Raw genomic sequence first — 25,990 nt, forward strand, 5'->3', positions numbered from 1 at the left:
TTTCAACCCATTTATCTGTGTAAACCTTACCACATGAGGGACAAAATCTGCTTTTGCAAGTAAATGGAACGATCTTTTTTTCTTTGCCCCCGCAATCTAAACACCAGTATTCAGCAAACCCGTTTTGGGGGTCCCCACATCCAAGGACCTTAGTGACAGCTTCCTTTTCGCATTCACGGATAGCCGCTGAATACTTCGCTTCAAACTCAGGCCATTTTAACTTCAGTATTTCTTTAATTTTCGACGAGTACCTCATGTCTAAATATTACCATAATATGGGCTCATTGGGTACCCCTATAAGAGCCCCCCAAAAAGTATACTTTCCTTAACAACAAAAAAGCACACGTATGGCTACGTGTGCCTGCAATCCGTATTTCACCTTCCCGCAATTACGCTGTCTCTTCCTTTTTCTTTTTGCGATCTAAGGCCACCACCAGCGGTTTTTCCTTTTTCAGGATGGTCTCCCTGGTGATGATCACCTTGGCAATGTCTTCCCGGGAGGGAATTTCATACATTACGTCAAGCATGATGTCCTCCAGGATGGCCCGCAGTCCCCGGGCGCCGGTGTTGCGCTTGAGGGCCTCCTGGGCCACCGTCCGCAAGGCGTCGGGATGGAATTCCAGACTCACTCCATCCAGCTCGAACAGTTTTTCATACTGTTTGACCAGGGCATTCTTGGGCTCGGTGAGGATGCGGATGAGGGCCTCCTCATCCAGGGCGTCCAGGGTGACGATAATGGGCAAGCGACCTACAAACTCGGGGATAAGACCGTATTTTAGCAGGTCTTCCGGCAGGATCTGGCTTAAGATTTCCCCAATTTTCTGGTCCCGCTTGCTCTGGACTTCGGCGCCAAAGCCCAGGCCCTTTTTCCCGATGCGGTTCTGGATGATTTTCTCGATGCCATCAAAGGCACCGCCGCAGATAAACAGGATATTGGTGGTGTCCAGCTGGATGAACTCCTGGTGGGGGTGCTTGCGACCGCCCTGGGGCGGCACGCTGGCCACGGTACCCTCCAGGATTTTTAAGAGAGCCTGCTGCACGCCCTCGCCGGACACGTCCCGGGTAATAGACGGGTTTTCCGACTTGCGGGCAATCTTGTCGATTTCGTCAATGTAGACGATGCCCTTTTCCGCCTTCTCCACATCGTAGTCGGCCGCCTGGATGAGTTTTAAAAGGATGTTTTCCACGTCCTCTCCCACGTAACCGGCCTCGGTCAGGGATGTGGCATCGGCAATGGCAAAGGGAACATTGAGCAACCGCGCCAGGGTCTGGGCCAGCAGGGTTTTACCGCAGCCCGTAGGCCCCAGCATGATGATGTTGCTCTTTTGTAGTTCCACATCGTCTATCTTACCACCCAGATTGATGCGCTTGTAGTGGTTGTAAACCGCCACGGCCAGGGTTTTCTTGGCCTGCTCCTGGCCGATGACGTACTGGTCGAGTATTTCTTTAATCTCCTTGGGCTTCGGGATGTCCCCCAGGTCAAGCCCAAGGTCCTCGCTCAGTTCCTCTTCAATTATTTCGTTGCAAAGCTCAATGCACTCATCGCAAATGTACACCCCGGGACCGGCCACCAGTTTTTTGACCTGGTCCTGGAGTTTGCCGCAGAAGGAGCACTTGAGCTGACCTTTGTCATTAAACATAGCTAAACACCTCTTTTATTTTGGCTTGCGATAGGTCAACACCTCATCGATGATACCATATTCCTTTGCTTCTTCAGCGGACATAAAGAAGTCCCGATCAGTATCCCGGGCAATTTTTTCCCTGGGCTGACCCGTATGTTTGGCCAGCAGTTCATTCAAGATATCCTTTATGCGCAGGATCTCCCGGGCATGGATCTCAATCTCCGTCGCCTGACCCTGCACCCCGCCCAGGGGCTGGTGCAACATAATGCGGGCGTAGGGCAAGGCATAGCGCTTACCCTTGGCGCCGGCAGCCAGCAAAAAGGAGCCCATGCTGGCGGCCTGCCCAAGGCAGATGGTGGAAACATCTGGTTTAATATACTGCATGGTATCATAAATGGCCAACCCGGCAGTGACCACGCCGCCGGGGGAGTTGATATAAAAATGGATATCCTTTTCCGGGTCCTCGGCCTCCAGGAAAAGCATCTGGGCAATAACCAGATTGGCCACATGATCGTCTATGGGTCCGCCAATGAAAATAATCCGGTCCTTTAAAAGACGGGAGTAAATATCGTATGCCCGCTCACCGCGGTTGGTTTGCTCAACGACAATTGGCACTAAAGTCGACATGATAATACTACCTCCTGCGTAAAGGATGGATTATTATTACTACAGCGATCACAAGCGGGAACTTATTCCGTCGCCGGTTGCCCGTCCTGCGCGACTATATTAGCCTGATCCACTAAGAACTGGATTACCTTATCCCGCACCAACCCCGTTATGACCGCCTCCAGCTGACCCTGGCCCTCCACCACTTTACGCACTACCGCGGGATCCTGCTGCATTTCTTTAGCCATCCGCTCAATTTCCGCCTGTATTTCTTCTTCGGTGACAGTGATGTTTTCAGCTTTGGCGATGGCATCCAGCACCAGCATGGTCTTCAGGCTCTCCCGGGCATCCGGGCGGAGGCGTTCTTCCATTTCCTCCACGGTGCTGTTTGAGTACTTCAAGTAGTTTTCCAGGGTGAGGCCCTGAACCATCAAGCGCCGCTCCAGACTTTGAAGCATTTCCTTCAAACGGGTTTGAATCATTTCCTCAGGGATGTCAACCTGTGCATTTTCCACCGCCTTCTTCAGGACAGCCTGACGGGTTTCGGCCTTTGCCCTGGCTTCAGCAGCTTGTTTTAATTTATTCTCCAGGTCCGCCCTTAATTCCTCCAGGGTATCAAACTCACTCACGTCCTTGGCAAACTCGTCATCCAGCGGAGCCAGCTCCTTGCGCTTGATGGCCTTCACGGTAACGGTAAAAACGGCTTCTTTGCCCGAAAGCTCCGGCTTGGGGTAGTCTTCGGGGAAACGAACCGTGATCTCCTTCGTCTCGTTGATGGCCATCCCCAAAAGCTGGTCCTCAAAACCGGGGATTAACCCGGCGTTCCCAACTTCCAGGGTATAATCGGTAGCCTGCCCGCCCTCAAAGGGCTCGCCATCCACCCGGCCTTCAAAGTCGATAGTAACCAGGTCTCCTTGCTGCACCGTACCCTCGTCAAGGCTCACCAGCTTGGCATGACGGTTTTGCAACCGTTCCAGTTCTTTTTGTACATCCTCGGGCGTTACTTCCGTACTGGGTTGGGTTACTTCCAGAGCCTTGTACTGGCCCAGTTCCACTTCAGGCTTTACCACTACCCTGGCCTTAAAAACCACCGGCTTACCCTCTTCCACCTGGACCAGCTCCAGCTGTGGCTGGGCCACCGGTTCGATACCCGTATCTTGTACTGCTTTAAAATAGGCTTCCGGAATCAGCATTTCCACTGCTTCATCCAGTAATGCCTGTTTGCCGATATGCCGCTCCAGGATAATCCGGGGAGCTTTACCAGGCCGGAAACCGGGCACGTTAACCTTTTTGGCCAGCTTCCGGTAGGCCCTATCCATTGCCTGGGAAAATTGATCGGCATCTACCTCTACTTCCAGTAAAACAGTATTTTTCTCTATCCTTTCCGCGTTAGCTTTCATCTATGCTCCCCCTTATAAAGCTTTTTAAATAACCAAATTTAGCTCCTTTTGCCATTATAGGCCGAACAGTATTATAGTGTAACCATATTTTAAGGTAAATACTTAATTCTACGGCTCAAGGATATTTCCTCCAGAAAAAAGGCCTTTTATCTCCCAACCCCCAAAAAATTTATGGTAAAAATTTTCCCAAAAAAGCCCTTGTTGGCCCGATATATGCATTGTACACTAGTAAGGTATTTTACCTGAAGAGAGCCAAAACTGCAATATGAAATTCTGTCAAAAATTAAAACACCGAAAAGTCCCGATAGGCTAGAGGTATTGCGGGCTCCGGGCGGCACCGGAAAAGCGGGAAAAAGTATACCTTTCTAAAAACTAAGAGAGCATGTCTTCTGGTATTTAGAATTTTGAATATTCTTTTTAGAAAGGGGTGTTGTATTTCTCTTCTGTATACAATATACTGTTTGTTGAATACAATAAACAAAAATTGGTTATTCTTCAACCGGCTGTTCTCACAAGGTTATTACCGGGGGATTTTAAGCGGGGTTGATGAAAGCGGGAATTTAAAAGCGGGAATTTATAAAAATTAAAAAGGGGGTTAATAAAATGATCGACTGGACTAATGCTGTGGTAGTAGCCATCAGCGGTATTGTTTCGGTGTTTTTGGCCCTGGGCATACTAAGCGCGGTGGTGAGCTTTTCCGGCTGGCTTTTTGCATACAGCGCCAGGAAAAAAGCTGCCGCCCAACAATCCCAGCAGGCACCTGCTCAGGGAAAAACAGTTGCAATTCACTAGGAAAGGGGGTTCTGTAAGTGGCTACTCCGGTCAATTCACCCATGGTGGGCAAGCTGATTTCAGTTGATGTTAAAGTGGGGGATCAAGTGAAGGAGAATGATCCCGTGGCCACTATTGAAGCCATGAAAATGTATGTCAAAATCTATGCTCCGGCCAGTGGTGTGGTCAAGGAAATTAAAGCCAATGCGGGTGACGTAGTCAACCCGGATACGGTAATCTTAACTTTGGAGTAAAAGAAGGTGGAACCTGGCTATGCTGGAGCAGTTGACCGAGGTCATCAACAGCACGGGGCTCCTCAGTTTGACCCCGGGCAATTTAATCATGTGGGCCGTTGCCTTTGGTCTCATGTACCTGGCCATAAAAAAAGGGGTCGAACCCCTCCTGTTGGTGCCGATTAGTTTTGGTATTTTTGCAGCCAATTTTCCCCTCACCGGACTGATGGAACCGGGAGGGCTGTACTACTTGTTCTTCCATAACGGGATCCAGAACGAGTTAATTCCTCCCCTGATCTTCCTCGGTCTGGGAGCCATGACCGACTTTGGTCCGGTAATTGCCAATCCCAAGACTTTACTGCTGGGTGCGGCCGCCCAGCTGGGAGTTTATGCGGCCTTCTTCACCGCCCTGTTATTTGGTTTTAGCGTTGCCGAAGCGGCCGTCATTGGCATTATCGGCGGTGCGGACGGGCCCACCACCATCTTCCTTTCGGCCAACCTGGCTCCGCATCTGATGGGGGCAGTTTCCGTGGCTGCTTATTCCTACATGGCCCTGGTGCCCCTGATTATCCCGCCGGTGGCCAAGTTGCTGACCACACCCAGGGAGCGGGCCATGGTCATGAAACAAATGCGCCCGGTGAGCAAGGGAGAAAAAATCCTCTTCCCCTTGCTGGCCAGCCTGGTGATTATCCTGCTGGTGCCTAAATCGGCGCCCTTAATCGCCATGTTCATGCTGGGCAACCTGTTTATGGAATCGGGTGTGGTCCAGCGCCTCACCGACGTTTCGCGGAATGAGCTGATGAACATCGTAACCATCTTTTTGGGCCTGGGTGTTGGCGCCACCATGTCGGCGGAAACTTTCCTTAAACCCCAAACCATTTACATCTTCATTCTCGGTGTCTTGGCTTTTGCCTTCGCGGCTGCGGGCGGTATCCTGATCGCCAAGATCATGAACTTGTTTACGACGAACAAGGTCAACCCGCTGATCGGTGCGGCAGGAGTATCCGCAGTTCCTATGGCCGCCCGGGTGGTGCACCAGCTGGGCTCGGAAGCCAACCCGCAGAACTACCTGCTCATGCACGCCATGGGGCCGAACGTAGCCGGGGTAATCGGTACTGCCGTAGCCGCCGGAGCCTTCATCACGGCCATCCATTAAGGCGAAAACCCCTTTGGCGCGCCGGGGAACTCAGTGAAGTTTCCCGGTTTTTTTAATTAAGGGACTGGAGAATGTTGATGCCGCAGCAACCGGCGGCTAAGGAAAAGCAGGAACAGTAAGGCCAGGCCGCCGCCCAGGGCGAACCCAGCCGGAGCACCCCAGAGGTGGGCCACAGTACCGCTGAAAAAATTGCCCAGCGGCACCAGCCCGATAAAGACCAGGGAATAAACGCTCATCACCCGGCCCCGCAGGTGGTCGGGAATGTTCATTTGGACGGTGGCGTTGGCGGAAGCACTAAAGGTGCTCACAGCAAAGCCGGCCAGGCACAGCAGCACCAGGGCCAGGGGGTAGTAGCGCACCAGGGCCAGCAATAGCTCGCACAAACAAAAGCCTGAAGCGGCGGCCAGGAGCAATTTGACCCGCGGGCCGCGGTTGCTGAGGTAGGCGAGGGTAAGTGCGCCCATAAAGGCCCCCAACCCCGTAGCAGACATGAGAAAGCCAAAGCCCTGGGCCTCCCTGTGCAGCACCTCTCGAGCAAAAACGGGCACCAGCACGTTAAAATTGATGGCCAGGGTACTCATACTGCCTACCATGGCCAGTACGGTGAACACTGTTGGGTTGGAACGAATATAGGCAAGACCCTCCCGTACATCTTCCCACAGCTTTTTATGCCCCTCCCGGACATCCTTATCCTCCTGTACTTGGATCAACAAAAGCCCGCCCAGCACGAACAAAAAGCTGGCCGCGTTGGCCAGGAAACAGGCCGCAATCCCCACGGTGCTGATCACCAGGCCGGCCACGGCCGGACCAATGATGCGCGCCCCGTTGAATACAGAGGAATTGAGGGCAATGGCGTTCATCAGATCATCCCGGCCTACCAGCTCGATGATAAAGGCCTGGCGTGCCGGCATGTCCAGGGAATGCATGGTCCCCAAAAGAAAAGCCAGCACCGCCACGTGCCAGTACTGCACCACGTTAAAAAGGGTAAGCAGGCCCAGAACAAGAGCAATGAGCATAGACATGCCCTGGGCAAACAGGAGCAGGGGTCGCTTGGGCAGGCGGTCGACCACCACCCCGGTAAACAGGGCGAAGAGGAGCAACGGGATGAACTGCAAGGCCCCCACCAGCCCCAGCAGAAACGGGGAACCGGTCAGTTCCAGCACCAGCCAGGATTGAGCCATATTCTGCATCCAGGTGCCCACCAGGGAAATGCACTGGCCGGTCCAAAAAAGGCGAAAATTCCGGTGGCGCAGGGATGAAATAATGGCTTTAAATCCCGGGCTCTTTTTTTGTTCCGGATATGGGAGTGTTCGCATGTCTTTTGGTGAACCATCCTTAAAATTTTGGCTTTAAATTCCGGCTACAGGTCCAATTCTCTGCAAGCCACCCTTTTCCCTGCCCTTTAAAAATCAGGGGAACTTTTTGCCAGGCTATTTCGCCCGGTAAATAAAAATCAACCGGAGGGCATTAAACTAAAGGGGAGGATAGCTCACAGCAATAACGCTCCCGTGGGAGCGGGTGAAACCACGCCGGTCAAAAGAGCGCTGTACATTGAAAACGTTTTGTGTACCGTCTCGGATCACTTGATTAAAATGAACGACCTCAATAGCTTGAAGGAAATCAACCGGCTCCGGATTGACAAGTGACGTGGCCGGTAAAAAAGCGGGCCGCCCCAAAGGCAGGCCCGCCTTCTCTTTGATTCTCCTTTACTCCAGCCTGAACTGGCTGACCATTTCCTTCATAGAACCAGCTATTTTGTTTAGCTCGGCGGCTGAAGCCGCAACTTCTTCCATGGCCGCGGTTTGCTCTTCCGTGGTAGCCGCCACGTTTTGAACCGCTTCGGACATCTGCCCCGCAGACACAGCCACTTCCTGTGCCTTCTGGCTGAGCTCCTTGACCAGCTCGATAATAGACATCAGGGACCGGCCCACTTCCTCCACCACCCGGCTGCCTTGGACGGTTTTTTCCTTGCCGCTCTCCATAATTCTTACGGCCTGGGCGGACTGTTGCTGCACCTCGCCGATGATGGAGCTTATTTCTTTTGCGGAGCGGGCGGAGTTTTCCGCCAGCTTGCGCACTTCTTCCGCCACTACGGCAAACCCCCGGCCGGCCTCCCCGGCCCGGGCCGCTTCAATGGCTGCATTTAAGGCCAGGAGATTGGTCTGTTCGGCAATATCGTTAATGGCACCTACAAAGAGCACTATTTTTTCTATGGCCTGGATTAACGTTTCTACAGACCGGGCCGCTTCTTGAGACGACTGCTCAATTTCCTGCATGGTATCTATCACCCTGTCGATATTCCGCTGGCTCTGGTCGGCCTGCCGGCCGGCTTCCGCCAGTTGGCCGGAGACGGCTTTTATGTTTTCAGCCACGTTATCCACCGTAGCGGCAATTTCACCAACGGTAGAGGCATTTTCTGTAGCCGCACTTGACGTCTGATCCATCTGGGAGGAAAGTGCCGCCGCGGTGTTGGAAACCTGGGCGCTTCCCTGGCTGATGCCCTGAATCAACTGCCGCAGCCCCTGGCGCATCTGCTCGAAGGCGTGGGCCAGGCGGCCTATTTCATCGCTGGAGCTTATAGATACTGCCGCCGTGAGATCACCCCGGGCCAACCGCTCCGCCGCCACCACCATATCGCTTACCGGCCGCACAAAACGCCGGGCAAAGAAGACTGCAAGCAAAACGGCAAGCACCAGACAGCCCAGAAGCGAAATGACAACCGCCAGCACCACCTGTCCGACCCTTTTCATGGTTTCCTGCCTGATCATGGCCGCTTCCTTCTCGATATCGTCCACATATATGCCGCTTCCAATAATCCAGTTCCATGGGCCGAACAGCTTCACATAGGAAATCTTGGGGTAACCCACCGAGGGGTCTTCACCGGGCTTGGGCCAGTAATAGGCCACGGTGCCCTCGCCCTTTTCGGCACAGAGGCGGTTCATTTCCGCAAAAAGTTTCTTCGCCTTCACCCGCTCCTGGACTTCCGGGGCATCCTTGGTATAGATTTGTCCCTGGTAAAATATGGAGCGTACCAGGGCCAGGTCCTCATCGGCGGCCATGTCCTTACCCTTCAATTCCGGTTTAATGGGGTGCATCAGCATTACCGCCCGTTCCCCCGCGGTGTGGATCCAGAAATAGCCTTGTCCCTCGTCGTAAAGCATGTGGCTGATGCGTTTAAACGCCCGCTCCTGTGCCTCTTCCACGGAAAATTCGCCTTTCTGGGCGCGCTGCAGGTATTCATTGAGAAGGTTATGTGCGCTTTCAACCAGGCTCTTTAGCTTTCCCTCCCGCTCCGCCATCATGTGTTCGCGGGTTTTTTCCATATCGCTTTCCCCAAAACGCTTGATCTGCCACACGCTCAAAGAACCAACGATAAAGGCTGCCACAGTGATAAGGCCGACCACCAGCAGGACCACCTTGCCCTGCATGCTTTGAAAACCCCGGGACATGACCATACCCCCTTCGTCAATTTAAGGGGCTATTTTTCGTCAAAATATTCATAATTTCCTGCTGCAAATTGTCTTGTCGGCTCTCTTTTAACTAGATTTTGTAACAAATTGCCCCCGGCGCGGGTGAAACTGTATATGAAGCCTGATAAATGAAGGTTCTTGACGCAATTCCTTTAAAGGCACTGCAATGTACAGCCTGTATTTTTTAGAAACCTGCCCGGCGGGTCACCCATTTTAAAACTAAAAATTTTTCCCCGGGTTATGATCCCACAAGCTTAAGGAAAAACAAAAAGCCCGTAAGTTTTTTTCGGGCCGCTTGAAATCTCCTTATTTCAAGCTTTCCGGCTGATCCGCTGAAGAATTCCGAGACGAACAGCCTGGTTATCCTGTGTAGCCGCAGCCGGCGCAATTTAATTGAATATATCTTCCAGCTTTATGATCAAATCTTCGAAAATTCCAGGCGTGACCCCTTGCGTGCTGCCATATACTTCTGGCTTTCCACAATCACCATTTTTTTGCAGCCTATAGGTTTCACCCCCTTCCGGGGTAATTTCTGTGCTTCGATATACTTGCGGATGGTTTCAGAGCTTACATTGCCGGCTGTGCCCTGCCGGTGATTACCTTATGTCGTATTTTGGGCAAAACACGATATGGTAATTTATTTGTTTTTCCTCTCATGGTTCAATTATACCATAAAAGCAATGATTGGGCATATTTTTATCGCCCTAACGGGCGATGCCCCTTTCATCTCACGGCACAAGGCCGTGGGTTTTCAGGGGCGGGTTTCTATAAGGTCAAGAGTGCCAGCAGGACAAAGATATATCTTGACCAAAAATCTCCCAAATGTTAAATTCATACCGGTAGCCATACCAGCAAAAGGAGAGGGCGGAAATGTCTGAAGATATGAGGGAATACCTTGAGCCAGTTTTTATTAGAGCCAGGAACCTGCCTGAAGCCTGGTACCTGCTTTTAAAAAAGCTGTTTGTAATTGACGCCTATACATATTTCCCCGAGTGGGGCGGCGGCGCGGACGAGCAGGGCCGGTGCGACAACAGCCGGCGGGAGTTTGATTTCGTAGTCTGCCAGATCACCCACCCCTGGGAGCGGCCGCTCTGCGATATCCTGCCGCCCGGACTAGGTATTCCGGCTCCCCCTACCACGATGGACAAGATCGAGGAGTACTTTGCCACCTATATCCTGAACCCGTACAAGGCGGAAAACGAGACGTACACTTACGGCGAACGCATCTGCCAGCAGGTGGACGACCTGATTCGCTACTACCGCACTTATGGATTTGACCACGTGAAGGGGTGCATAGAAATCGCTTCTCCCTCCGACCTGGCCAGGGGCAAGTCCCTGCCATGCCTCAGGCTGATTGACACCAAAATCCGCATGGATAGAAAGGCCGGCGTTTACCGGATGCACTTTTACGTCTACTTCCGGGCCTGGGATTTGTGGGGCGGCTTCCCGGTTAACATGGGCGGCCTGCAGTTGTTCAAAGAATGGTTGGTTGAGCAGATAGGCCCCCATCCCAAAACGGGGATCCCCCTGGAAGACGGGGAAATGATCGTCATGTCCAAGAGCCTCAATGTGCGCGGCCACATGGAGCCCTACGCACGCGCCAGAGTCGGGCTGTAAAAAATTCAACAGGTGGGTATGCCTTCGCCGGCTTCTTCGATGTATCCCTATGGCTACCCGCAAGGAAAAACATAATGAAAGGAGGGAAAGATCCATGTCCGAACAACTGTTGAAAGAAATACTCGGTGAATTAAAGGCCTTGAATCAACGCGTCGGCAATATGGATCAGCGCATCGGCAACGTGGAGCAGCGCATCGGCGGCCTCGAACAAGGCCAGGAGGAGCTCGCCGGGCGCATGGAACGAATGGAGCAGCGTATCGGCAACGTGGAGCAGGGCCAGCAGGAGCTTGTTAAGCGTGTCAGTGGCCTGGAGCAGGGCCAACAGGAGCTCGTCCAGCGTGTCACCGGCCTGGAGCGGGGCCAACAGGAACTCGTAGGGCGCGTGGAACGAGTGGAGCAGCGTATCAGCAACGTTGAGCAGGGCCAGCAGGAGCTCGTCAAGCGCGTCAGTGGCCTGGAGCAGGGCCAGCAGGAGCTTGTCAAGCGTGTCACCGGCCTGGAGCAGGGCCAACAGGAGCTCGTCCAACGTGTCACCGGCCTGGAGCGGGGCCAACAGGAACTCGTAGGGCGCGTGGAACGAGTGGAGCAGCGTATCAGCAACGTTGAGCAGGGCCAGCAGGAAATCGCCGGGCGCATGGAACGAATGGAAACCCGCATGGAAAATGAAATCATCGATAAGGTCCGCGCCCTCTTCGATGCCCGCGCGGTCCACATGGATTACTTCGTGAGTATCAGGAACTCTGTAGCCAGAATCGAAGAGAGAGTCGAGCACCTTGTACGAAAACAAGTAAAAACTTTTATCAAGCTGGAAGAGCATGACCGGGAAATCAGACTCCTACGCCTGGAATTATCCGGCCATTAATCTTTTTCCATACGGCAAATACAAATATAAAAAGACCGCCTCGGGGCTTGGCCTGAAGGCGGTCTTCTTCTGGCGTCCCAGGAGGGATTCGAACCCCCGACCCACGGATTAGAAGTCCGTTGCTCTGTCCAGCTGAGCTACTGGGACATGACCTGGGGCAGGTTGCCTGCTGCCCCTGTTGTTTCTCAGCTTTGTTTCTCAGCTCTTATATTATATAATACGAAGCATTATACAGCAACAGTCTGCGACAAGCTTTTCAAACTTCCTGTACCTTTGGCTGGATCAGGGGATCAAGGCCGGCTTTTTGCATCAGGCGGCAAAAAAGGCAGGTATCAGCCGTGGTCGGCTGGCCGCATAGGGAACAATTTTTTAATTCCACAGGTAAATCGGTAAAGTTCCTGCGCCCCCTGTCCCAGAAACCGAAGAGGAATCTTTGTTTTGTACCGGGCATTTTCTCTTCCAGGGAGTTAATTAATTCTTTATAAGTTAAAGATGTTGCCCCCCTGGCCAGCGGGCAGTCGTCGGCAAGAAACTCGATACCCTTTAACCGGCAGTACATTTCCGTTTCCAGTTCCCCCAGACGGACCAGCGGTTTAACACGGGCGGGAAGGCGGGGATGAGTGGAGGGCAGGTGTGGATACTGGCGTGCCAGGTATCCTTCCTGCCAGCCAAATAAATTACCAAGCAAAGCCGCTGTTTCGTCGTCCAGATTGTGTCCCGTGGCCACCACCCGGTATCCCTTTTGCTGGACTACAAGGTTCATCAGGTACCTCTTAACCGTACCGCAAACGGAACAACTCACCCGGCGGGTGCGCCGAACAATTTGCTGCATATTGCTGCCGTATGTGTCCACCAGTGAAAGCACGTACAACCTGGCTCCCCGGTGGGCGGCAAACCTTTCACAAACCAACCGGGAACCCCGGGAATATTCGCCTATGCCCAGGTCCACGTGTAAGCCGTCTGCCCGGTACCCCAGCGATAAAAGTGCATCCCAGAGGGCCATGCTGTCCTTGCCGCCGGAAACGGCTACCAGCACCTGCTGGTCTTCGGAAAACATTATATATTTTTTGATGGCCCTGGCTACTTGCCTTAAAAAGTACTCAAGAAAATGCTCCTGACAAAAGGCTGCATTGGTCGATTTGAGATTTATTACCGACTCCCCTTTGCATTTCACACAGCGCCGCATTGTCAACCACCCTCTTTCCTCCGGCAAAAGTGAAAGGGGAGGGAATGGGAATAATCGGGGAGACATTCTGCCGGGTATAGCAAAAAGCATATGATCAAAAACTGGAGCGGGTGATGGGAATCGAACCCACGTACCCGGCTTGGAAGGCCGGTGCTCTACCATTGAGCTACACCCGCTCGAAAAGAAAAAGTATAAATTATCGGCAGCAAGTATATTATAGCGAAAACATCGGTGGAAGTCAAAACAATTATCAGGAAATAAAACATAACTAAACCGCTAAAATCACCAAAACCGGAATTATACGTTCTCTAGAGCACTCAATGCTCCCAGGGCATTAGCGTGGCATCCCTCAAGGCCAAGGTGATGATCATCCGGGTTACCCGGGGAATGCTGGCTGATCTGCGTTAAGCACCGCCGTCTCGCGATGGGATGCTCCTCAATTTTTTAAAGGGGGATGTCACACGGGGGCCTGTTTTTTGCGGCCCTTGCAACTTTTTCTATAACACTGCCGCCAGCCGGCTGATACCAGCGCACAACCCATAGGACAACCCGGCCAGGACTGCAGTCACCGGCAGCGTCACCAACCAGGCCGTGACGATTTTCCGGGCCGTTCCCCACTTGACTGTGGAAAAACGCCTGGCGGTACCGACGCCAATAACCGAAGAAGAGATGACGTGGGTGGTACTCACGGGAAGCTTTAATAAGGTGGCTCCCAGAATCACCAGGGTCGAACTCAAGTCGGCGGAAAAACCGCTGCCGGGCTCTAGCTTGATGATGCGCGTACCCACGGTTTTGATAATTCTCCAACCACCCACCGAGGTGCCCAGTGCCATGGCCAGAGCAGCAGAAAGCTTGACCCAAAATGGAACGTGAAGTGAGCTTTGAAAACCACCGGCAACCAGGGCAAAGGTAATAATCCCCATGGTTTTCTGGGCATCATTGGTACCGTGGGAAAAGGCCTGGAAAGCGGCGGTAAAGACCTGGAGCATGCGGAATCGCCGGTTAATCCGGTGAGGAACGGCGTAACGAAAAACTACCTTGATTAAAGTCATAATGGTGAAACCCGTAGCCACGGCCACCAGCGGGGAAAAGATCAGGGCTTTCAGGATATTAATGAAACCGTGAAAATTTACCGCCGAGAAACCAGCAGCGGTGATCACGGCCCCAGTTAAAGAACCAATCAGGGCGTGGGAGGAACTGCTGGGCAGGCCGTAATACCAGGTGATCAGGTTCCAGACACTGGCCGCCAGAAGAGCAGCCAGCACAATAACCAGACCGTTACTCAAACTAAAAGGATCGGCAATTTTGCCGCCGATAGTCTTGGCCACGCCCGTGAAGGTCATGGCTCCCACAAAGTTCATCACTGAAGCCAGGATGATGGCCGTCCGGGGCGTCAGAGCCTTGGTGGAAATGGAAGTAGCGATGGCATTGGCCGTATCATGAAAACCGTTGATAAAGTCAAAGGTCAGTGCCAGGGTGATTATCACGAAGATGAGCAACAGGTGAGTGTCCAACACCCGTTATTCCCCTTTCTCCCAACACGGTTGGACAAGATCTCCCTCAGTATATTAACACCAATCTCGCTGATTGTTAAGAATTCAACATAAAATTTTTGTCCCTACATACTGATCCCCCTGGACTTTTGGCCATTATAAAGTTTAAAATAGTTCAGGAGACAAATAACGGACATAAGTGGGGGCACTTTTTCCATGGTTCTAAAACGCAGGCACGATATCTTTTTTGAACATTTTATCCTGATTGCGAAAAACCTGAAAGAGGCAGCCAGGCTTTTCCGGGAAAACGTCGAGCTTCTGGAGGATACCGAAACTTACGCGGAAAACATTAAACTTCTGGAAGACCGGGGTGACGAGTATACCCACACCATTTTCAAAGCGCTGAACCAGACCTTCATTACCCCGCTGGAACGGGAAGACATCATGCTGCTGACGGTAAAGCTGGACGACGTGCTGGACGGCATGGAAGCCTGCTCGGACCTGCTGGACATATACCGCATTAATGAACCGGACCCGTACATGCGCCTATTCGCGCGGATAGTGGAAAATTGCACGGATGAAATTGTTGAAGCCGTGCAACTGCTGGCCGCCAAAAAATTGCCTGATATCCGCCGCCACACCTTCCGGATCAACGACCTGGAAAAAGAGGCAGACCAGCTCTACCGAGAAAGTTTGCAGGTTCTCTTCGATGAACATAATGATTTGAAAAAGATTATCCAGCTCAAGGAAATTTACGCAATGATGGAATCCATCCTGGATTGTTGCGAAGACGTGGCCAATGCCCTGGAAGGCATCATCATGCGTAGCTAGACCTGGCAAAAAACCCCTGGCGCTTGAGCCGCCGGGGGCTGTTTATTATTGAAAACCCCCGGGCCTGTCCCGGGGGAAATTCACGGCCCTCTTCCTTAGGGACCAAAACTCGCCTTTACTTCCCGCCCCTCAATTACCAGAAGGCCACATCCCGGGGCGTGTTCTCCCCGGGGGGCGTAACCGCTGCCCGGGTTGAAAAATAAAATGTTCTCGTGCACCTGGCAGTAACGGGTGTGGGTGTGCCCGAAAACCACCACGTCCACCTGCAGTTCCAGAGCCCGGTAGAGGAGCTTCTGCAGGGAAAAATGCACGTGGTACAGATGGCCGTGGGTGAGAAATACCTTTTTCCCTGCCAGTGCCAGCACCTCTTCCCACGAGCCGCCCGTTTCAAAATCGCAGTTGCCGGCCACGGCATGCACGGGCACTTTCAGCGCCTCCGCCAGCAGCCGGCCGTCGTGGTAATAATCTCCGGCATGGAGCAATAAATCCAGTGGTTCTAACTGATTTAATAGTTTTATAGCCCGGTCCACCTTCCCGTGGGTATCGCTAACCACACCAACGCGCATTAATAACACCTGCTTTCCGCTTAACCTGCATCCAGTTCACGGCGCAGACCGGCCAGAATTTCCCGCATGAGGACCAGGGCGCGGCCACGGTGGCTGATCCGGTTTTTCACCGCCGGGTCCAACTCGGCAAAGGTTTTACCGTAGGAGGGTACATAAAAGAGGGGATCATATCCAAATCCTCCCTCGCCCCGGGGTTTGTCTGCAATCACTCCCTCACAGATTCCTTCCGCGGTAAAAACCCTCCCCTCCGGCGTGGCGACAGCCACCACGCATCGGAAGCGAGCGGTACGCTTTTCGGGGGGAACGCCGGCCAAAAGCCTTAAGAGCTTTTCGTTGTTGGCCCGGTCATCATGCCCCGCACCGGCAAAGCGGGCCGAGTGCACCCCCGGCGCCCCCCCCAGATAATCCACTTCCAGGCCCGAATCGTCGGCCAGGGCCATCTGGCCGGTATAGCGGGCCACCGCGGTGGCCTTTTTTACCGCATTATCTTTAAATGTAGCACCGTCCTCAGTTATTTCCGGCATGCCGGGATATTGTTCCAGGGAAACAACTTCGTAACCCAGCGGGGAGAGCAACTGGCTCAGTTCCCTTACCTTACCTGGATTGCGTGTGGCCAGTACCAGTTTCATCACTCATTTCCCCCTTGGGTCCAATTTGGGCGACCAGGGACGGACCCAGAACTTCCTTCTGATAATCCACCAGCAGCCTGATACCTTCCGCCGCCAGGTCCAGCATCCGGTTCAATTCCTCCCGGGTGAAGGAAGCTTCCTCCCCGGTGCCCTGAACTTCCACCAGGCGGCCTTCACCGGTCATCACCACGTTCATGTCCACTTCAGCGGCCGAATCCTCGGCAAAGCACAGGTCCAGAACCAGTTCTCCGTTTACCCGGCCTACACTGGTTGCAGCCACAAAATCTTTCACAGGTAGACAGGGGAGCAACCCTTCTCCCACGAGGTGGGCCAGGGCATCCACCAGAGCCACAAAGGCACCGGTAATGGAAGCGGTACGGGTCCCCCCGTCGGCCTGGATCACATCACAGTCCAGGATCACGGTCCGCTCTCCAAGGGCGTGAAAATCTACCACCGAGCGCAGAGAGCGGCCAATGAGCCGCTGGATCTCCTGAGTGCGGCCCTTGCCCCGGGTAAGATCGCGGGAGGTGCGCACGCCTGTGGCCCGGGGCAGCATACCATACTCGGCAGTCACCCAACCCATACCCGTATCCTGGCGGAAGGGAGGGACCCTGTCCTCCACCGTGGCCGTGCAAATCACCCTGGTATCTCCCACTTCCACCAGCACGGAACCCTCTGCATACTTATTAAAGTTCCTGGTAATCTTCACCGGCCTCATCTGACCGGGGTTTCTACCGTCTACCCTTTCCATAAATCGTCCTCCTGCAATATACGTTATTTTGAATAGCTGCCGTCCTCCAGTGTTTCATAGTATGTCCAGGTTACGTATTAATACAGGAAATATGTATCCCCCTCGGTAGCTAGTTCCACGGTTCCGCCAAAACCCGCCTCGGCTTCAGCCTTTAAAACCGACAGATCGTATTCGGGATAAAAGTGGGTGATGATCAGTTCCTTTACCCGGGCCTGCCGGGCCAGGGTTCCCGCTTGCCGGGCAGTCATGTGCCGGCCCCGCAGGAATTCGGCGTCCTTATCCAGGCCCGAGGCTTCGCAAAGGAAAATGCCCGCTTCCTCAGCCAGGGCGGTCAGTTCTTCGGTAGGTGCGCTGTCCCCGGAATACACAAAATAGCCCGATCCCTCCACCCCCACCGAATAGGCGGGCAGATTGTGGCGGGCCGGCAAAAAGAAAAGCCTTACCGGGCCAACTGACCCACAGCGCGCCTTTATTCCCGGAGATACTTCCTCTTCCGGCAGGGATTCGATGGGCACTACATCAAAGGCATCGGTACAGGCGGAAAACTCTTCAAAAATATGTAGCGGTTCCGAAGGTAAAAAAAGTTGCACTTTACGCCAGCGGTGTTTTTCCCGCAGCCCGGCGGCGGTGGCGTGGCGCAAACAGTGCAGGTCCACATAGTGGTCGGGATGCAGGTGGGTAATCACCGCCGCACGCAGGTCACAATGATGGATGAACTGCACCAGGCGGCTGAAGGTCCCGTGGCCGGCATCCAGCAGGATATTGCCCCCGCCGTCCTGCAGGAGATAGCCGGAACAGGCCCCGCCCGCGGCCGGGTAAGGAGCCCAGCAACCGAGAACAGTGATCCGCATTTCAACACCTCCCACTTCTCACTTCTCACTTCCCAATTTGGCTTCCACGCAGCAGCCTACCGCCCCGGTATACTGGGGATGATCGGGAACCACCACCCGCACCCCCAGCTCTTTAGCTAAAATCTCCCTTAGAGCGGCGTTCTGAGCCACGCCGCCGGTAAAGACCAAAGTGTCGCTGAAAAGGCGCAGCAGCATGGGCCGGATACGTTTGAAGATGGTGTAATTCACCCCGGCGGCCAGGGAAGGAATGGAGTTGCCTTCCACCACCTTGCCAATTAGCTCCGTTTCCCCAAAAATGGCACAGGTAGAACTGAGGTCCACCGGGTTTTCATAATGGCGACTGAGCTCGTCCAGGCTGATGTTGAGCACGGCCGCCATATTTTCCAGGTAGCGGCCGGTACTGGCGGCGCACTTGTCGTTGGTCTGGAAATCAATCAACCGCCCGCCCCGCACCAGCGCCACCTTGCTGTCCTGCCCGCCCAGGTCCAGCAGGGTGAAGTCGGACAACCCGGTAAGGTGGACCGCCCCCAGGATGTGGGCCTTGATTTCGGGGATCACCCTGGCTCCTTTCAGGGCCACAGTCTGGCGGCCGTAACCGGTACTGACCACCACCCGGGGTTTGGTTCCAGCGGGCAGCAGGGCGGATAAATCCACCGCCAGCTGGCCTTCTTCCAACCAGCCGTGCTCCCGGTAAAAAGCGACGGTATCGAATTTGAAAAATTCCAGGCGGCCTTCTTCGTCCATAAGAGCAACTTTCACATTGCGGCTGCCCAGGTCAACGCCACAGTACAAAGGAACACACCTCTTTACTGCAACATTTCAATGAAGGCATCCAGGCGCATGCGGGTGCGGGCATCAAGGCGGTTGGGCTTGTCCCCCTCCAGGGTAAGGATGGGAAGCCTGAGCCTTTGCCTCACGATGAGATCCTCAATCTGGCGGAAGCAAAAACTCTGGGCGTAGTGGATGACACCGTGCACCCGGCGCCTTTCCACTTCCCGGATGATATCTTCCAGGCGGTAAAAGATGCCGTAGGGATAACTGTACAACCGGTAGCGCTCCACCAGATCGTCCGTCTCAAAGGGCAGGGTGAACTGGCGCTGGGTTTCGTTATAAACCACCCGGGCGCCCCGCTCCTCCAGGTAATCGTAAAGATCGTCCATGATCGGCGGCACGCCTATGTATGCCAGGCGGACCTTTTCCCGGCGGGGCTCGGCCCCCTTCAGACGGGCCAAAAAGTCATCCACTTCCCGTTCAAAAGCTTCCGGGTTCCCTTTAAAATCGCTGCAATTGACCTGGTAGAGATGGTTGTCCCACCCGCTCACCAGGTCCTCCTGCCAGGTGAGGCGGTCGATCTCCCATACTTTGCGCCGGATTTGATCCAAACGCTCCCGGGCCCGGTTCGCCGATGCCCAATCTACTCCAAAGCGGTCCATGAGTTTTTCAATTTGCAGGGCTAAGAGATCCCGGTCGCGGTCAAAGGGATAGGCAAAGGGAATCACTTCCACCCTAATCAACTCCAGAGTTTCCATCAGGGCATGGGTATTACTGCAGTCCCCCTGGGTGACCGCCACCAGGGTGCGGATCTCCTGGTGGCGCAGGACGGTACTGTAGAGCCCCTTGATCCAGGCGCAGACATTGCGGGGGTAGCCGGCCAGTTCCGCTTCCTCCACCAACCCTCCGGGGTTGGGATCGGTAATGAACATGTTGTTTAAATCCACCGGGATGCAGCCCGCGGCGTAAATCACCTCCACGGGCACGGTGGTGGTAATGCCTACCCGGCGTGACTTCACCCCGGTTCCCCTCCCGTTGCTCTTGTCAACCATACCATATCACCAAACAACTAAATTTTTCAATGCCGCCGCTGAATTCGACCTTCAGTCAAGTTTCACCTGCTGGACCGACGGGATTTCCTCCCCTAAAAAATAGCGGGCTGCCTTTTGAAACGCCCGGGGATCACCGCTGACAAAATAACGGTGCTGCACCGGATCGCCGCCGGGATTGTTTAACAGCCCCAACCGGTACATCTCCTCCCGGGCGGCCATGATGGTGGCTTCCGCTGGATCAACCAGTTTTACCTCCGGGCCGAGCACCTCCCGAAACTCGGCCTCCAGAAACGGGTAATGGGTGCAGCCTAGAATCAAAGTATCTATACCCGCCTGTTTCAATGGCTGTACATACTCAGATACCGCTTCAAAGGATTCCCAGGTACCAGCCTGACCCGCCTCCACCAGGGGTACCAGGCGGGGGGCGGCCTGGCCGAACACCGCCAGTTCCGGATTTAAAGCCTTCAACGCCCGCTGGTAAGCGCCGCTTTTGATGGTAGCTTCCGTGGCAATAACCCCAATGCGCCCCCCGGTACTCACCCGTACAGCCTGCCTGACCCCTGGCTCGATCAGGCCGATCATGGGTACGGTATAGCGTTTCCTGACCACGGGCAGAGAGATGGAGGAGTTGGTATTGCAGGCAAAGATAACGTATTTTACCCCGCAGGACACCAGAAAGGTGAGGATATCCTCAGCAAAGCCTATCAATTCTTCCGGCTTGCGGGGACCGTAGGGTACATGGGCGTTGTCTCCAAAATAAACGGTGGATTCCCCGGGCATGAGGCGAAAAATCTGCCGTGAAACGGTGAGCCCCCCTACTCCCGAATCAAAAAGACCAATTGGCCTGGGATCGCTCAATTTTAGGCTCTCTCCTTGTCCCTTTTAAATTATGTTCAGGATAGTACCATCTTAATATTTATTCAATGAAGCGTGCTTTTACTCGCTCAAGGATCTTTTTTCCGGTTCAAAAAAGACAGGCCCGTAAAGGACCTGTATCATCATAACATAGATTTTTCCTTCTGGAAAGTAACCAACTGCCGCTTCCTCAGCCCCAGCGCTCGCTTAAATAATCCACAATACCCTGCACAATGCCCTGGGCCGCCTCCTCCATAAACCAGTCCTGGGCCAACAGGCTGGCCTCCCGGGGATTGCTGATGTAGGCTACTTCCACCAGCACCGCGGGCATGGCCGAAGTGCGCAGGACGGCAAAATTGGCCTCTAGAACCCCGTCATTTTCCAAACCGAGCCTTTGTACCAGCCGGGCCTGGATATAACCGGCCAGTTTGCGGCTTTCCTCCCGGCGGCTGGGATCCCCCCCTCCGGCAGAGCTGAGGATGTAGGTAGCGGTACCCTGGACGGAGGGGTCGATGTTGGCGTTAATATGAATGCTGACAAATATTTCTGCCCCCGCCCGGTTGGCCATGTCCGTCCGCTCGTACAGGCCCACTTCATAATCGGCATTGCGGGTAAGCAGGGGGCTGGCTCCCTTGGCTGCAAGCAAGCCGACCACCCGCTGGGCCATTCTCAAGGTTATATCCTTTTCCTTCAAACCGTTGTTCACAGCACCGGGATCCGGCCCCCCGTGTCCGGGATCAATGGCAATAACAACATCCCGCAAAACATCACCGGGATCGGGGATATAAATTTGTATTTCCAGCGTTCTCCCGTCTGCGGACAGGCTGGTCCGGTAGCGCACAGGCCCCATGACGTCAAAGACCAGACGGGTAACATCGGGAGACCGGCTGAACCAGCCCACGCGCAACCTGTTCACCGCCTCCGTTTCTACGGACATTTCCGGCGGCACGTTGCCCGGGCGTATACCCGTTAAATCCACCACCAGGCGATCAGGGGAAGTCAGCTTGAATACATGGTAGGCCATGGACCCTTCGGCCGTCACCGTAACCCGGGTGACTTTACCCGCCGCGGCAACATCCAGCCTGGTTACGGCCGGACTCTGGCTCTGTTCCCCTTCATTATCCGGTAGGGGTTCTTGCGGTTGTTGCCCCGGTATGCCACCCGAATCCTGGCCCTGATTGCCACCATCGCCGGGCTGGGGGCGCCCGCCGGGCACTCCCCGGGAATTTTCATCCCCCGGCACCGGTCCTCCGGGAATGGGGCCGTCCCCCGGATCGGCAGGCTGGCCTTCCTCCCGGACATACCAGGCTACAATCCAGCCCGTTCCTCCACCGGGCAGTTGCACCTGGTACCAGTCGGGAACCTTCCCCAACACCGCCAGACGATCCCCGCGGTTTACCTGTGTCACCACCGCGTGCTGCAGACCGGGACCGCTCCGTATATTTACCCCATTGCCCTGAACGACCACCTGACCCAGGAAACCCGGGTTGGTAGTACCGCCTCCCGTTGGAACAGCAGGCTGGACCAGCACGGTACGGTTTTGCTGGTTCCACTCCACCCTGTAGCCCAAAGCCTCGGCCACATGGCGGGCGGGCAGGTAGCTGCGCCCATCTCTGATCACCGGGGCCACATCTATATCCTTTGCCTGCCCGTTCACCGTTATGGTCCTGCTGCCCACCGTAAGCCTTAACTCAACACCGTCTTTGGTTAACAAGACGGTCTTTGTATTTTTATCCCAGAGGATGTCCTTCTCAGCTACATTCAAGGCCAATGCCAGGTAACGCAAAGGCACGTAGGTGCGCCCCTGATTAATAAAGGGCGAGGCATCCATAATAAAACTTTTTTCATTTACGTAGTAGTTTTTTTCCCCCACTTTAAAAACAACTTCTTGTATCCCACCGGCCAGGGAACCGCCCGGCCCGGAAAGCAACAAAAAACCGGCGGTGAGGCAGGTAACCGCCCCGAGGGATAACGCACGACAGAGTTTCCCTTTCTTCATCCTCCCAACTCCAGCCATCGTTCAACATGATTTGACACACTGGATATAGGGGTTCTACATCAATTCTGGAAATCCTGCCATGGAAAAATCAAAAAAAGGACCACCTGCCTCTGCTGGTCCTTTTCTGGTTAAACTTCATTGTTCTCTGGCCCGTATTAAGCTCGCCTCCCGTTCCAGAGGCCCGCTGGTGTCCAGGTGTCCGGCCAGTGTCTTTAACGGCTCCCCCTCCACCAGGATCTGCACCCGCTGCACGCTGGAAAACTGGGTGAGGGTGTTGACGATGGAATAGACGGTGAGCAGCTCCGCTGTAGACCCGCCCCAGTGTTTTGCTTTAAGCTCACGGCTAAAATCCACAATGGCCAGGCCGTTTTTAATATTGATATCTCTAAGCACCGTGCCCGGGGGAATGGTGGGATTAAGTCCGCTGCCGGGAGCCGGCCCCCGGCAAAGCTCCTGCAATGTGGCCCGGGCAATAGCCTGCGTTTTGGGGATTTCTTTCTTCACCGCCACCAGGTAACCCCGGTTGTCGCTGAAATATAACACCACCGGGATCACTTTCCACTGTTCCCCGGCCCCATGTGTCACACCGGTACCGGCACCAGCTTCCATTCCCGGCACCGAATCCTGTTCCAGGGAATCCGCCAGCCGGGGAAGGGGTTTTTCTCCCCGGGCCTGCGCCGCACAGCCCAGTAAAAACAGTCCCAGGACCAGAATCGCCAGGTACCGGAACCACCACCGTACCCCGTGTCTTTCCATGATCCTTTTTACCCCCCAAGCACTTTTATATCCATTATATAACAGAATTCCCTTATTATGATATTGGTTACGCATAAAAAAAAGCTGGGGGCAAATAAATAAGGTGAGTCCTGCACTAAACGGGGGTGAGTGAGATGGAAAGGAAGTTGTGTTTCCTGTTTACTTTATTTTTATGCCTTTTTTATGCAACCGTTCCGGCCAGCGGGGGAGCAGGGACTTTTGATCTCTGCTGCCAGGAACAGGAAAAAATCCTTCAGATGAGTGGTTCCCAAACGGTATCCGCCGATGTTGGCCACCTGCAACAACTGCTGAACCGGCTGGGGTATTACCACGGACCGCTTGACGGCATCTTTGGGCAGGCCACGGCTGAGGCCGTGAAGGACTTTCAACGGGACCGCAATCTCACCCCCGATGGAGTGGTGGGCCCGGCCACCTGGAACGCCATCGGCCAGACTGCCACCAGGCCAACCGCCAGCCAGCAGGACAAGCCTCCGGCAAAGGATGTAAGCATCCTCATCGATACCACCCGGCGCACCTTGACAGTCTTATTTGACGGCCAGCCCCACCGCCAGTATCCCGTGGCCGTGGGCAAGTTTGAGACGCCCACCCCTTTGGGCAACTTCCGGGTAGTACGCAAGGCCATGCACTGGGGGACGGGCTTTGGTTCCCGCTGGCTGGGACTGAACGTTCCCTGGGGTCTTTACGGCATCCACGGCACCAACAAGCCCTGGGCCATCGGCAGCTACGCCAGCCACGGGTGCATCCGCATGCACAACCGGGACGTGGAGGAACTGTATCCCTGGGTTCCCGTGGGGGCGCAGGTAATCATTATCGGCAATCCCTTTACCTACCGGGAGCCACCTTTCCGGGACCTGCGCCGGGACTTCTGCGGCTCCGACGTTATGGAGGTTCAGCGGACGCTGGCCCGGCTGGGGTTGTTCAAAGGCAAGATTGACGGCACCTGGCGCTGGGACATGGAAGAAAGCGTTTACCGTTTCCGGGCCATGCACAACCTTTCCCGGGACAACGTGATCGACAAACCGGCCTACCGGGCGCTGGGCTTTTAGCTACAGGACGAAGTTGCTCTCTGTGACGGCAGGCACCCAAGATGGATTACGTTTTGATAAAAATAGAGCCCCCGTTTAAGGGGGCTAGGTTTTTTCGCATCCGGCGTCGGCCGGTTCAGCCACCGGGCGGCGGCGACGGGCCGGCCGGCGGGGCTGGTATTTGCTCTTCAAAGCCGGCACCACCCGGTGGACGTACCACCACAGGATGACAAAACCGGCCAGCAGGTACAGGCTTACGTAAAAGTCCGTGAACATCACCGCCACGGCCAGCCCGGCAAAAACCAGCGCGGTGATAGCGGGAACAAATACCCCTCCCTTTACCCGGTAGGGACACTCAGCTTGCGGTTCCTTCTGCCTCAACCGGATCACCGCCAGACCCGCCAGGGCGTAAACCACCGACTCCATGGCGGCCGCCAGGTTCACCAGCACCAGATAACGGTGGGTTGCCAGTACCACCAGAGATATGGTCACACCGGCGGCAAAGACGGTAAGGATGGCCGCCCAGGGCGTAAAAAAGCGCAGGCTCAGGCGGGAAAAGACGGGTGGCAGGACATACTCCCGGGCGGAGGCGTAAATAAAGCGGGAGACGCTGATTAAGCCGGCATTAAAGGTGGTTATAGAGGCGGCAAGGCTTAAAACCACCATCCAGAACACTCCCGCCGGCCCCAAAACGGTGCGGGCAAAAACCATCTGGGGGGCGGGTGAGGCCACCAGTGCCTCCCGGGGGGTTGAAGCGGTCATGGCCACGGTGAAAAGGGCGTAAACCACGCTCAACAATCCAACTGCCAGCAACATACCCTGGGACACCAGGCGGCTTTGGGTGACTTCCTCGGCCAGCGGGGTTACCCACTCGAAACCAACAAAGAGAAAAACCCCAACCGCCACGGCATTGATGAAGGCCAGGACCCCACCCGGGGCCAGGGGTGCTGTGAGCTGAAACCCCACCCTGCCCAGGGCGATAAAGGCCAGCACCAGCAGGGACCCCATGAGTCCGTAGGTAATCAGGTCCTGGAAGGCACCGGCAATCTTAATTCCCCGGATATTCATGCCTGTAACCACCAGGTACATGGTCACAATCCAGACCAGGGGCGGTACCGCCGGCAGGGCGGAACTGAGGACGGAAGCTAAAACGTAGCTTTCGGCTCCCACCACCCCCATCACCACCGCCATATACAAAAGGGAAACGGTCAGGGCCAGCCGGTCGTTAAAAGCCCGGGAGAAATACAGCCGGATGCCGGCGGCGGAGGGGAGGCGGGCGTTTAGTTCGGAAAAACAGGACGCCGCTCCCAGGCACAACAACCCGCCGGTAAGAATAGCCAGCCAGGCGGTATCTCCGGCCAGAAAACCGGCCACCTGTACGGCGGCCACAAAAGAGGAACTGGCCAGGGTGAGGCCAGCGCTGGTTGCAACCACGGTACGCAGGGTGAGCACCCGTTTTAACCCCAC

26 protein-coding genes and 2 tRNA genes are annotated in these 25,990 nt (G+C 54.7%); 8 read left to right on the forward strand and 20 right to left on the reverse strand.

What is annotated here, in order from left to right; translation table 11 throughout:
- The 4 genes from BUA65_RS12045 to tig all read right to left on the reverse strand — a co-directional run.
- Positions 1–256 (reverse strand): transposase zinc-binding domain-containing protein (locus tag BUA65_RS12045; RefSeq protein ID WP_207543897.1); only part of this gene is annotated, 256 nt, incomplete at its 3' end.
- A 133-nt stretch (positions 257–389) separates the two neighbouring features.
- The gene (gene clpX, locus BUA65_RS12050; RefSeq protein WP_072869979.1) at positions 390–1,640 is read right to left on the reverse strand and encodes an ATP-dependent Clp protease ATP-binding subunit ClpX; all 1,251 of its coding nucleotides are present in this window, start codon (positions 1,638–1,640) and stop codon (positions 390–392) included.
- A gap of 15 nt (positions 1,641–1,655) precedes the next feature.
- Positions 1,656–2,249, reverse strand: a complete 594-nt coding sequence (clpP, locus tag BUA65_RS12055; protein ID WP_013821536.1) for an ATP-dependent Clp endopeptidase proteolytic subunit ClpP — start codon at positions 2,247–2,249, stop codon at positions 1,656–1,658.
- A 62-nt stretch (positions 2,250–2,311) separates the two neighbouring features.
- Positions 2,312–3,628 (reverse strand): trigger factor, encoded by a 1,317-nt coding sequence (gene tig / locus BUA65_RS12060; protein ID WP_072869980.1) that lies wholly within the window; start codon positions 3,626–3,628, stop codon positions 2,312–2,314.
- A 603-nt stretch (positions 3,629–4,231) separates the two neighbouring features.
- Here tig and BUA65_RS12065 point away from each other — a divergent pair.
- Genes BUA65_RS12065 through BUA65_RS12075 form a run of 3 tightly spaced genes read left to right on the forward strand, consistent with a single transcriptional unit; the run spans position 4,232 to position 5,788 of the window.
- Positions 4,232–4,420, forward strand: coding sequence for an OadG family transporter subunit (locus BUA65_RS12065; RefSeq protein ID WP_072869982.1), 189 nt, complete (start codon positions 4,232–4,234; stop codon positions 4,418–4,420).
- Between the two features lie 17 nt (positions 4,421–4,437).
- Entirely contained in the window at positions 4,438–4,653 is a 216-nt protein-coding gene (locus BUA65_RS12070; RefSeq protein WP_084062355.1) for a biotin/lipoyl-containing protein, read from the forward strand.
- A gap of 19 nt (positions 4,654–4,672) precedes the next feature.
- Positions 4,673–5,788 carry a sodium ion-translocating decarboxylase subunit beta gene (locus BUA65_RS12075; protein WP_072869984.1) on the forward strand — a complete coding sequence of 372 codons (1,116 nt, stop codon included), beginning with the start codon at positions 4,673–4,675 and terminating at the stop codon, positions 5,786–5,788.
- A 56-nt stretch (positions 5,789–5,844) separates the two neighbouring features.
- Here BUA65_RS12075 and BUA65_RS12080 read toward each other — a convergent pair whose 3' ends face one another.
- On the reverse strand, positions 5,845–7,104 hold the full coding sequence (locus tag BUA65_RS12080; RefSeq protein WP_072869985.1) for an MFS transporter: 1,260 nt from the start codon (positions 7,102–7,104) through the stop codon (positions 5,845–5,847).
- Positions 7,105–7,254: 150 nt separating this feature from the next.
- Between BUA65_RS12080 and BUA65_RS19225 the strand changes: the two genes are divergently transcribed.
- Entirely contained in the window at positions 7,255–7,434 is a 180-nt protein-coding gene (locus tag BUA65_RS19225) for a hypothetical protein (RefSeq protein ID WP_369332853.1), read from the forward strand.
- A gap of 60 nt (positions 7,435–7,494) precedes the next feature.
- Here the strand turns inward: BUA65_RS19225 and BUA65_RS18305 are convergent, their stop codons facing one another.
- Positions 7,495–9,237, reverse strand: a complete 1,743-nt coding sequence (locus tag BUA65_RS18305; protein WP_072869987.1) for a methyl-accepting chemotaxis protein — start codon at positions 9,235–9,237, stop codon at positions 7,495–7,497.
- 891 nt (positions 9,238–10,128) lie between these two features.
- Between BUA65_RS18305 and BUA65_RS12090 the strand changes: the two genes are divergently transcribed.
- Positions 10,129–10,875, forward strand: a complete 747-nt coding sequence (locus tag BUA65_RS12090) for a thymidylate synthase family protein (RefSeq protein ID WP_072869988.1) — start codon at positions 10,129–10,131, stop codon at positions 10,873–10,875.
- Between the two features lie 49 nt (positions 10,876–10,924).
- Entirely contained in the window at positions 10,925–11,737 is an 813-nt protein-coding gene (locus BUA65_RS12095) for a coiled-coil domain-containing protein (RefSeq protein ID WP_131821493.1), read from the forward strand.
- Positions 11,738–11,807: 70 nt separating this feature from the next.
- On the opposite strand, the gene BUA65_RS12100 is transcribed toward BUA65_RS12095, so the two are convergent.
- The 4 genes from BUA65_RS12100 to BUA65_RS12115 form a co-directional block, all read right to left on the reverse strand.
- Positions 11,808–11,884, reverse strand: a tRNA-Arg gene (locus tag BUA65_RS12100).
- 109 nt (positions 11,885–11,993) lie between these two features.
- Entirely contained in the window at positions 11,994–12,923 is a 930-nt protein-coding gene (locus tag BUA65_RS12105; protein WP_072869992.1) for a PP-loop family protein, read from the reverse strand.
- Between the two features lie 102 nt (positions 12,924–13,025).
- A tRNA-Gly gene (locus BUA65_RS12110) sits at positions 13,026–13,099 on the reverse strand.
- Positions 13,100–13,420: 321 nt separating this feature from the next.
- Positions 13,421–14,437, reverse strand: a complete 1,017-nt coding sequence (locus BUA65_RS12115; protein WP_072870040.1) for an inorganic phosphate transporter — start codon at positions 14,435–14,437, stop codon at positions 13,421–13,423.
- 195 nt (positions 14,438–14,632) lie between these two features.
- Here BUA65_RS12115 and BUA65_RS12120 point away from each other — a divergent pair, with 195 nt between their 5' ends.
- On the forward strand, positions 14,633–15,247 hold the full coding sequence (locus BUA65_RS12120; RefSeq protein WP_072869993.1) for a DUF47 domain-containing protein: 615 nt from the start codon (positions 14,633–14,635) through the stop codon (positions 15,245–15,247).
- A gap of 95 nt (positions 15,248–15,342) precedes the next feature.
- On the opposite strand, the gene BUA65_RS12125 is transcribed toward BUA65_RS12120, so the two are convergent.
- From BUA65_RS12125 to BUA65_RS12165, 9 genes are all read right to left on the reverse strand, one after another.
- Positions 15,343–15,813 carry a metallophosphoesterase gene (locus BUA65_RS12125; protein WP_072869995.1) on the reverse strand — a complete coding sequence of 157 codons (471 nt, stop codon included), beginning with the start codon at positions 15,811–15,813 and terminating at the stop codon, positions 15,343–15,345.
- Between the two features lie 20 nt (positions 15,814–15,833).
- On the reverse strand, positions 15,834–16,442 hold the full coding sequence (locus BUA65_RS12130; protein ID WP_072869996.1) for an XTP/dITP diphosphatase: 609 nt from the start codon (positions 16,440–16,442) through the stop codon (positions 15,834–15,836).
- On the reverse strand, positions 16,408–17,193 hold the full coding sequence (rph, locus tag BUA65_RS12135) for a ribonuclease PH (protein WP_072869998.1): 786 nt from the start codon (positions 17,191–17,193) through the stop codon (positions 16,408–16,410). The genes BUA65_RS12130 and rph overlap by 35 nt, the downstream gene beginning before the upstream one ends.
- A gap of 77 nt (positions 17,194–17,270) precedes the next feature.
- Positions 17,271–18,044 (reverse strand): MBL fold metallo-hydrolase, encoded by a 774-nt coding sequence (locus tag BUA65_RS12140; RefSeq protein ID WP_072870000.1) that lies wholly within the window; start codon positions 18,042–18,044, stop codon positions 17,271–17,273.
- A gap of 18 nt (positions 18,045–18,062) precedes the next feature.
- On the reverse strand, positions 18,063–18,836 hold the full coding sequence (locus BUA65_RS12145; RefSeq protein WP_072870002.1) for an acyl-CoA dehydratase activase: 774 nt from the start codon (positions 18,834–18,836) through the stop codon (positions 18,063–18,065).
- A gap of 14 nt (positions 18,837–18,850) precedes the next feature.
- A complete protein-coding gene (locus tag BUA65_RS12150) occupies positions 18,851–19,834 on the reverse strand; it encodes a 2-hydroxyacyl-CoA dehydratase family protein (RefSeq protein WP_242656322.1) in 984 nt (327 codons plus the stop codon).
- A gap of 84 nt (positions 19,835–19,918) precedes the next feature.
- Positions 19,919–20,725, reverse strand: a complete 807-nt coding sequence (murI, locus tag BUA65_RS12155) for a glutamate racemase (protein ID WP_072870004.1) — start codon at positions 20,723–20,725, stop codon at positions 19,919–19,921.
- Positions 20,726–20,912: 187 nt separating this feature from the next.
- Positions 20,913–22,721, reverse strand: a complete 1,809-nt coding sequence (locus BUA65_RS12160; protein ID WP_072870005.1) for an N-acetylmuramoyl-L-alanine amidase — start codon at positions 22,719–22,721, stop codon at positions 20,913–20,915.
- 135 nt (positions 22,722–22,856) lie between these two features.
- Positions 22,857–23,477, reverse strand: a complete 621-nt coding sequence (locus BUA65_RS12165) for a GerMN domain-containing protein (RefSeq protein ID WP_072870006.1) — start codon at positions 23,475–23,477, stop codon at positions 22,857–22,859.
- 134 nt (positions 23,478–23,611) lie between these two features.
- Between BUA65_RS12165 and BUA65_RS12170 the strand changes: the two genes are divergently transcribed.
- The gene (locus BUA65_RS12170) at positions 23,612–24,544 is read left to right on the forward strand and encodes a L,D-transpeptidase family protein (RefSeq protein ID WP_207543898.1); all 933 of its coding nucleotides are present in this window, start codon (positions 23,612–23,614) and stop codon (positions 24,542–24,544) included.
- An 84-nt stretch (positions 24,545–24,628) separates the two neighbouring features.
- Here the strand turns inward: BUA65_RS12170 and BUA65_RS12175 are convergent, their stop codons facing one another.
- A complete protein-coding gene (locus tag BUA65_RS12175; RefSeq protein ID WP_072870010.1) occupies positions 24,629–25,990 on the reverse strand; it encodes an APC family permease in 1,362 nt (453 codons plus the stop codon).

This window comes from Desulfofundulus thermosubterraneus DSM 16057, from assembly GCF_900142025.1.
Lineage (GTDB): Bacteria > Bacillota > Desulfotomaculia > Desulfotomaculales > Desulfovirgulaceae > Desulfofundulus > Desulfofundulus thermosubterraneus.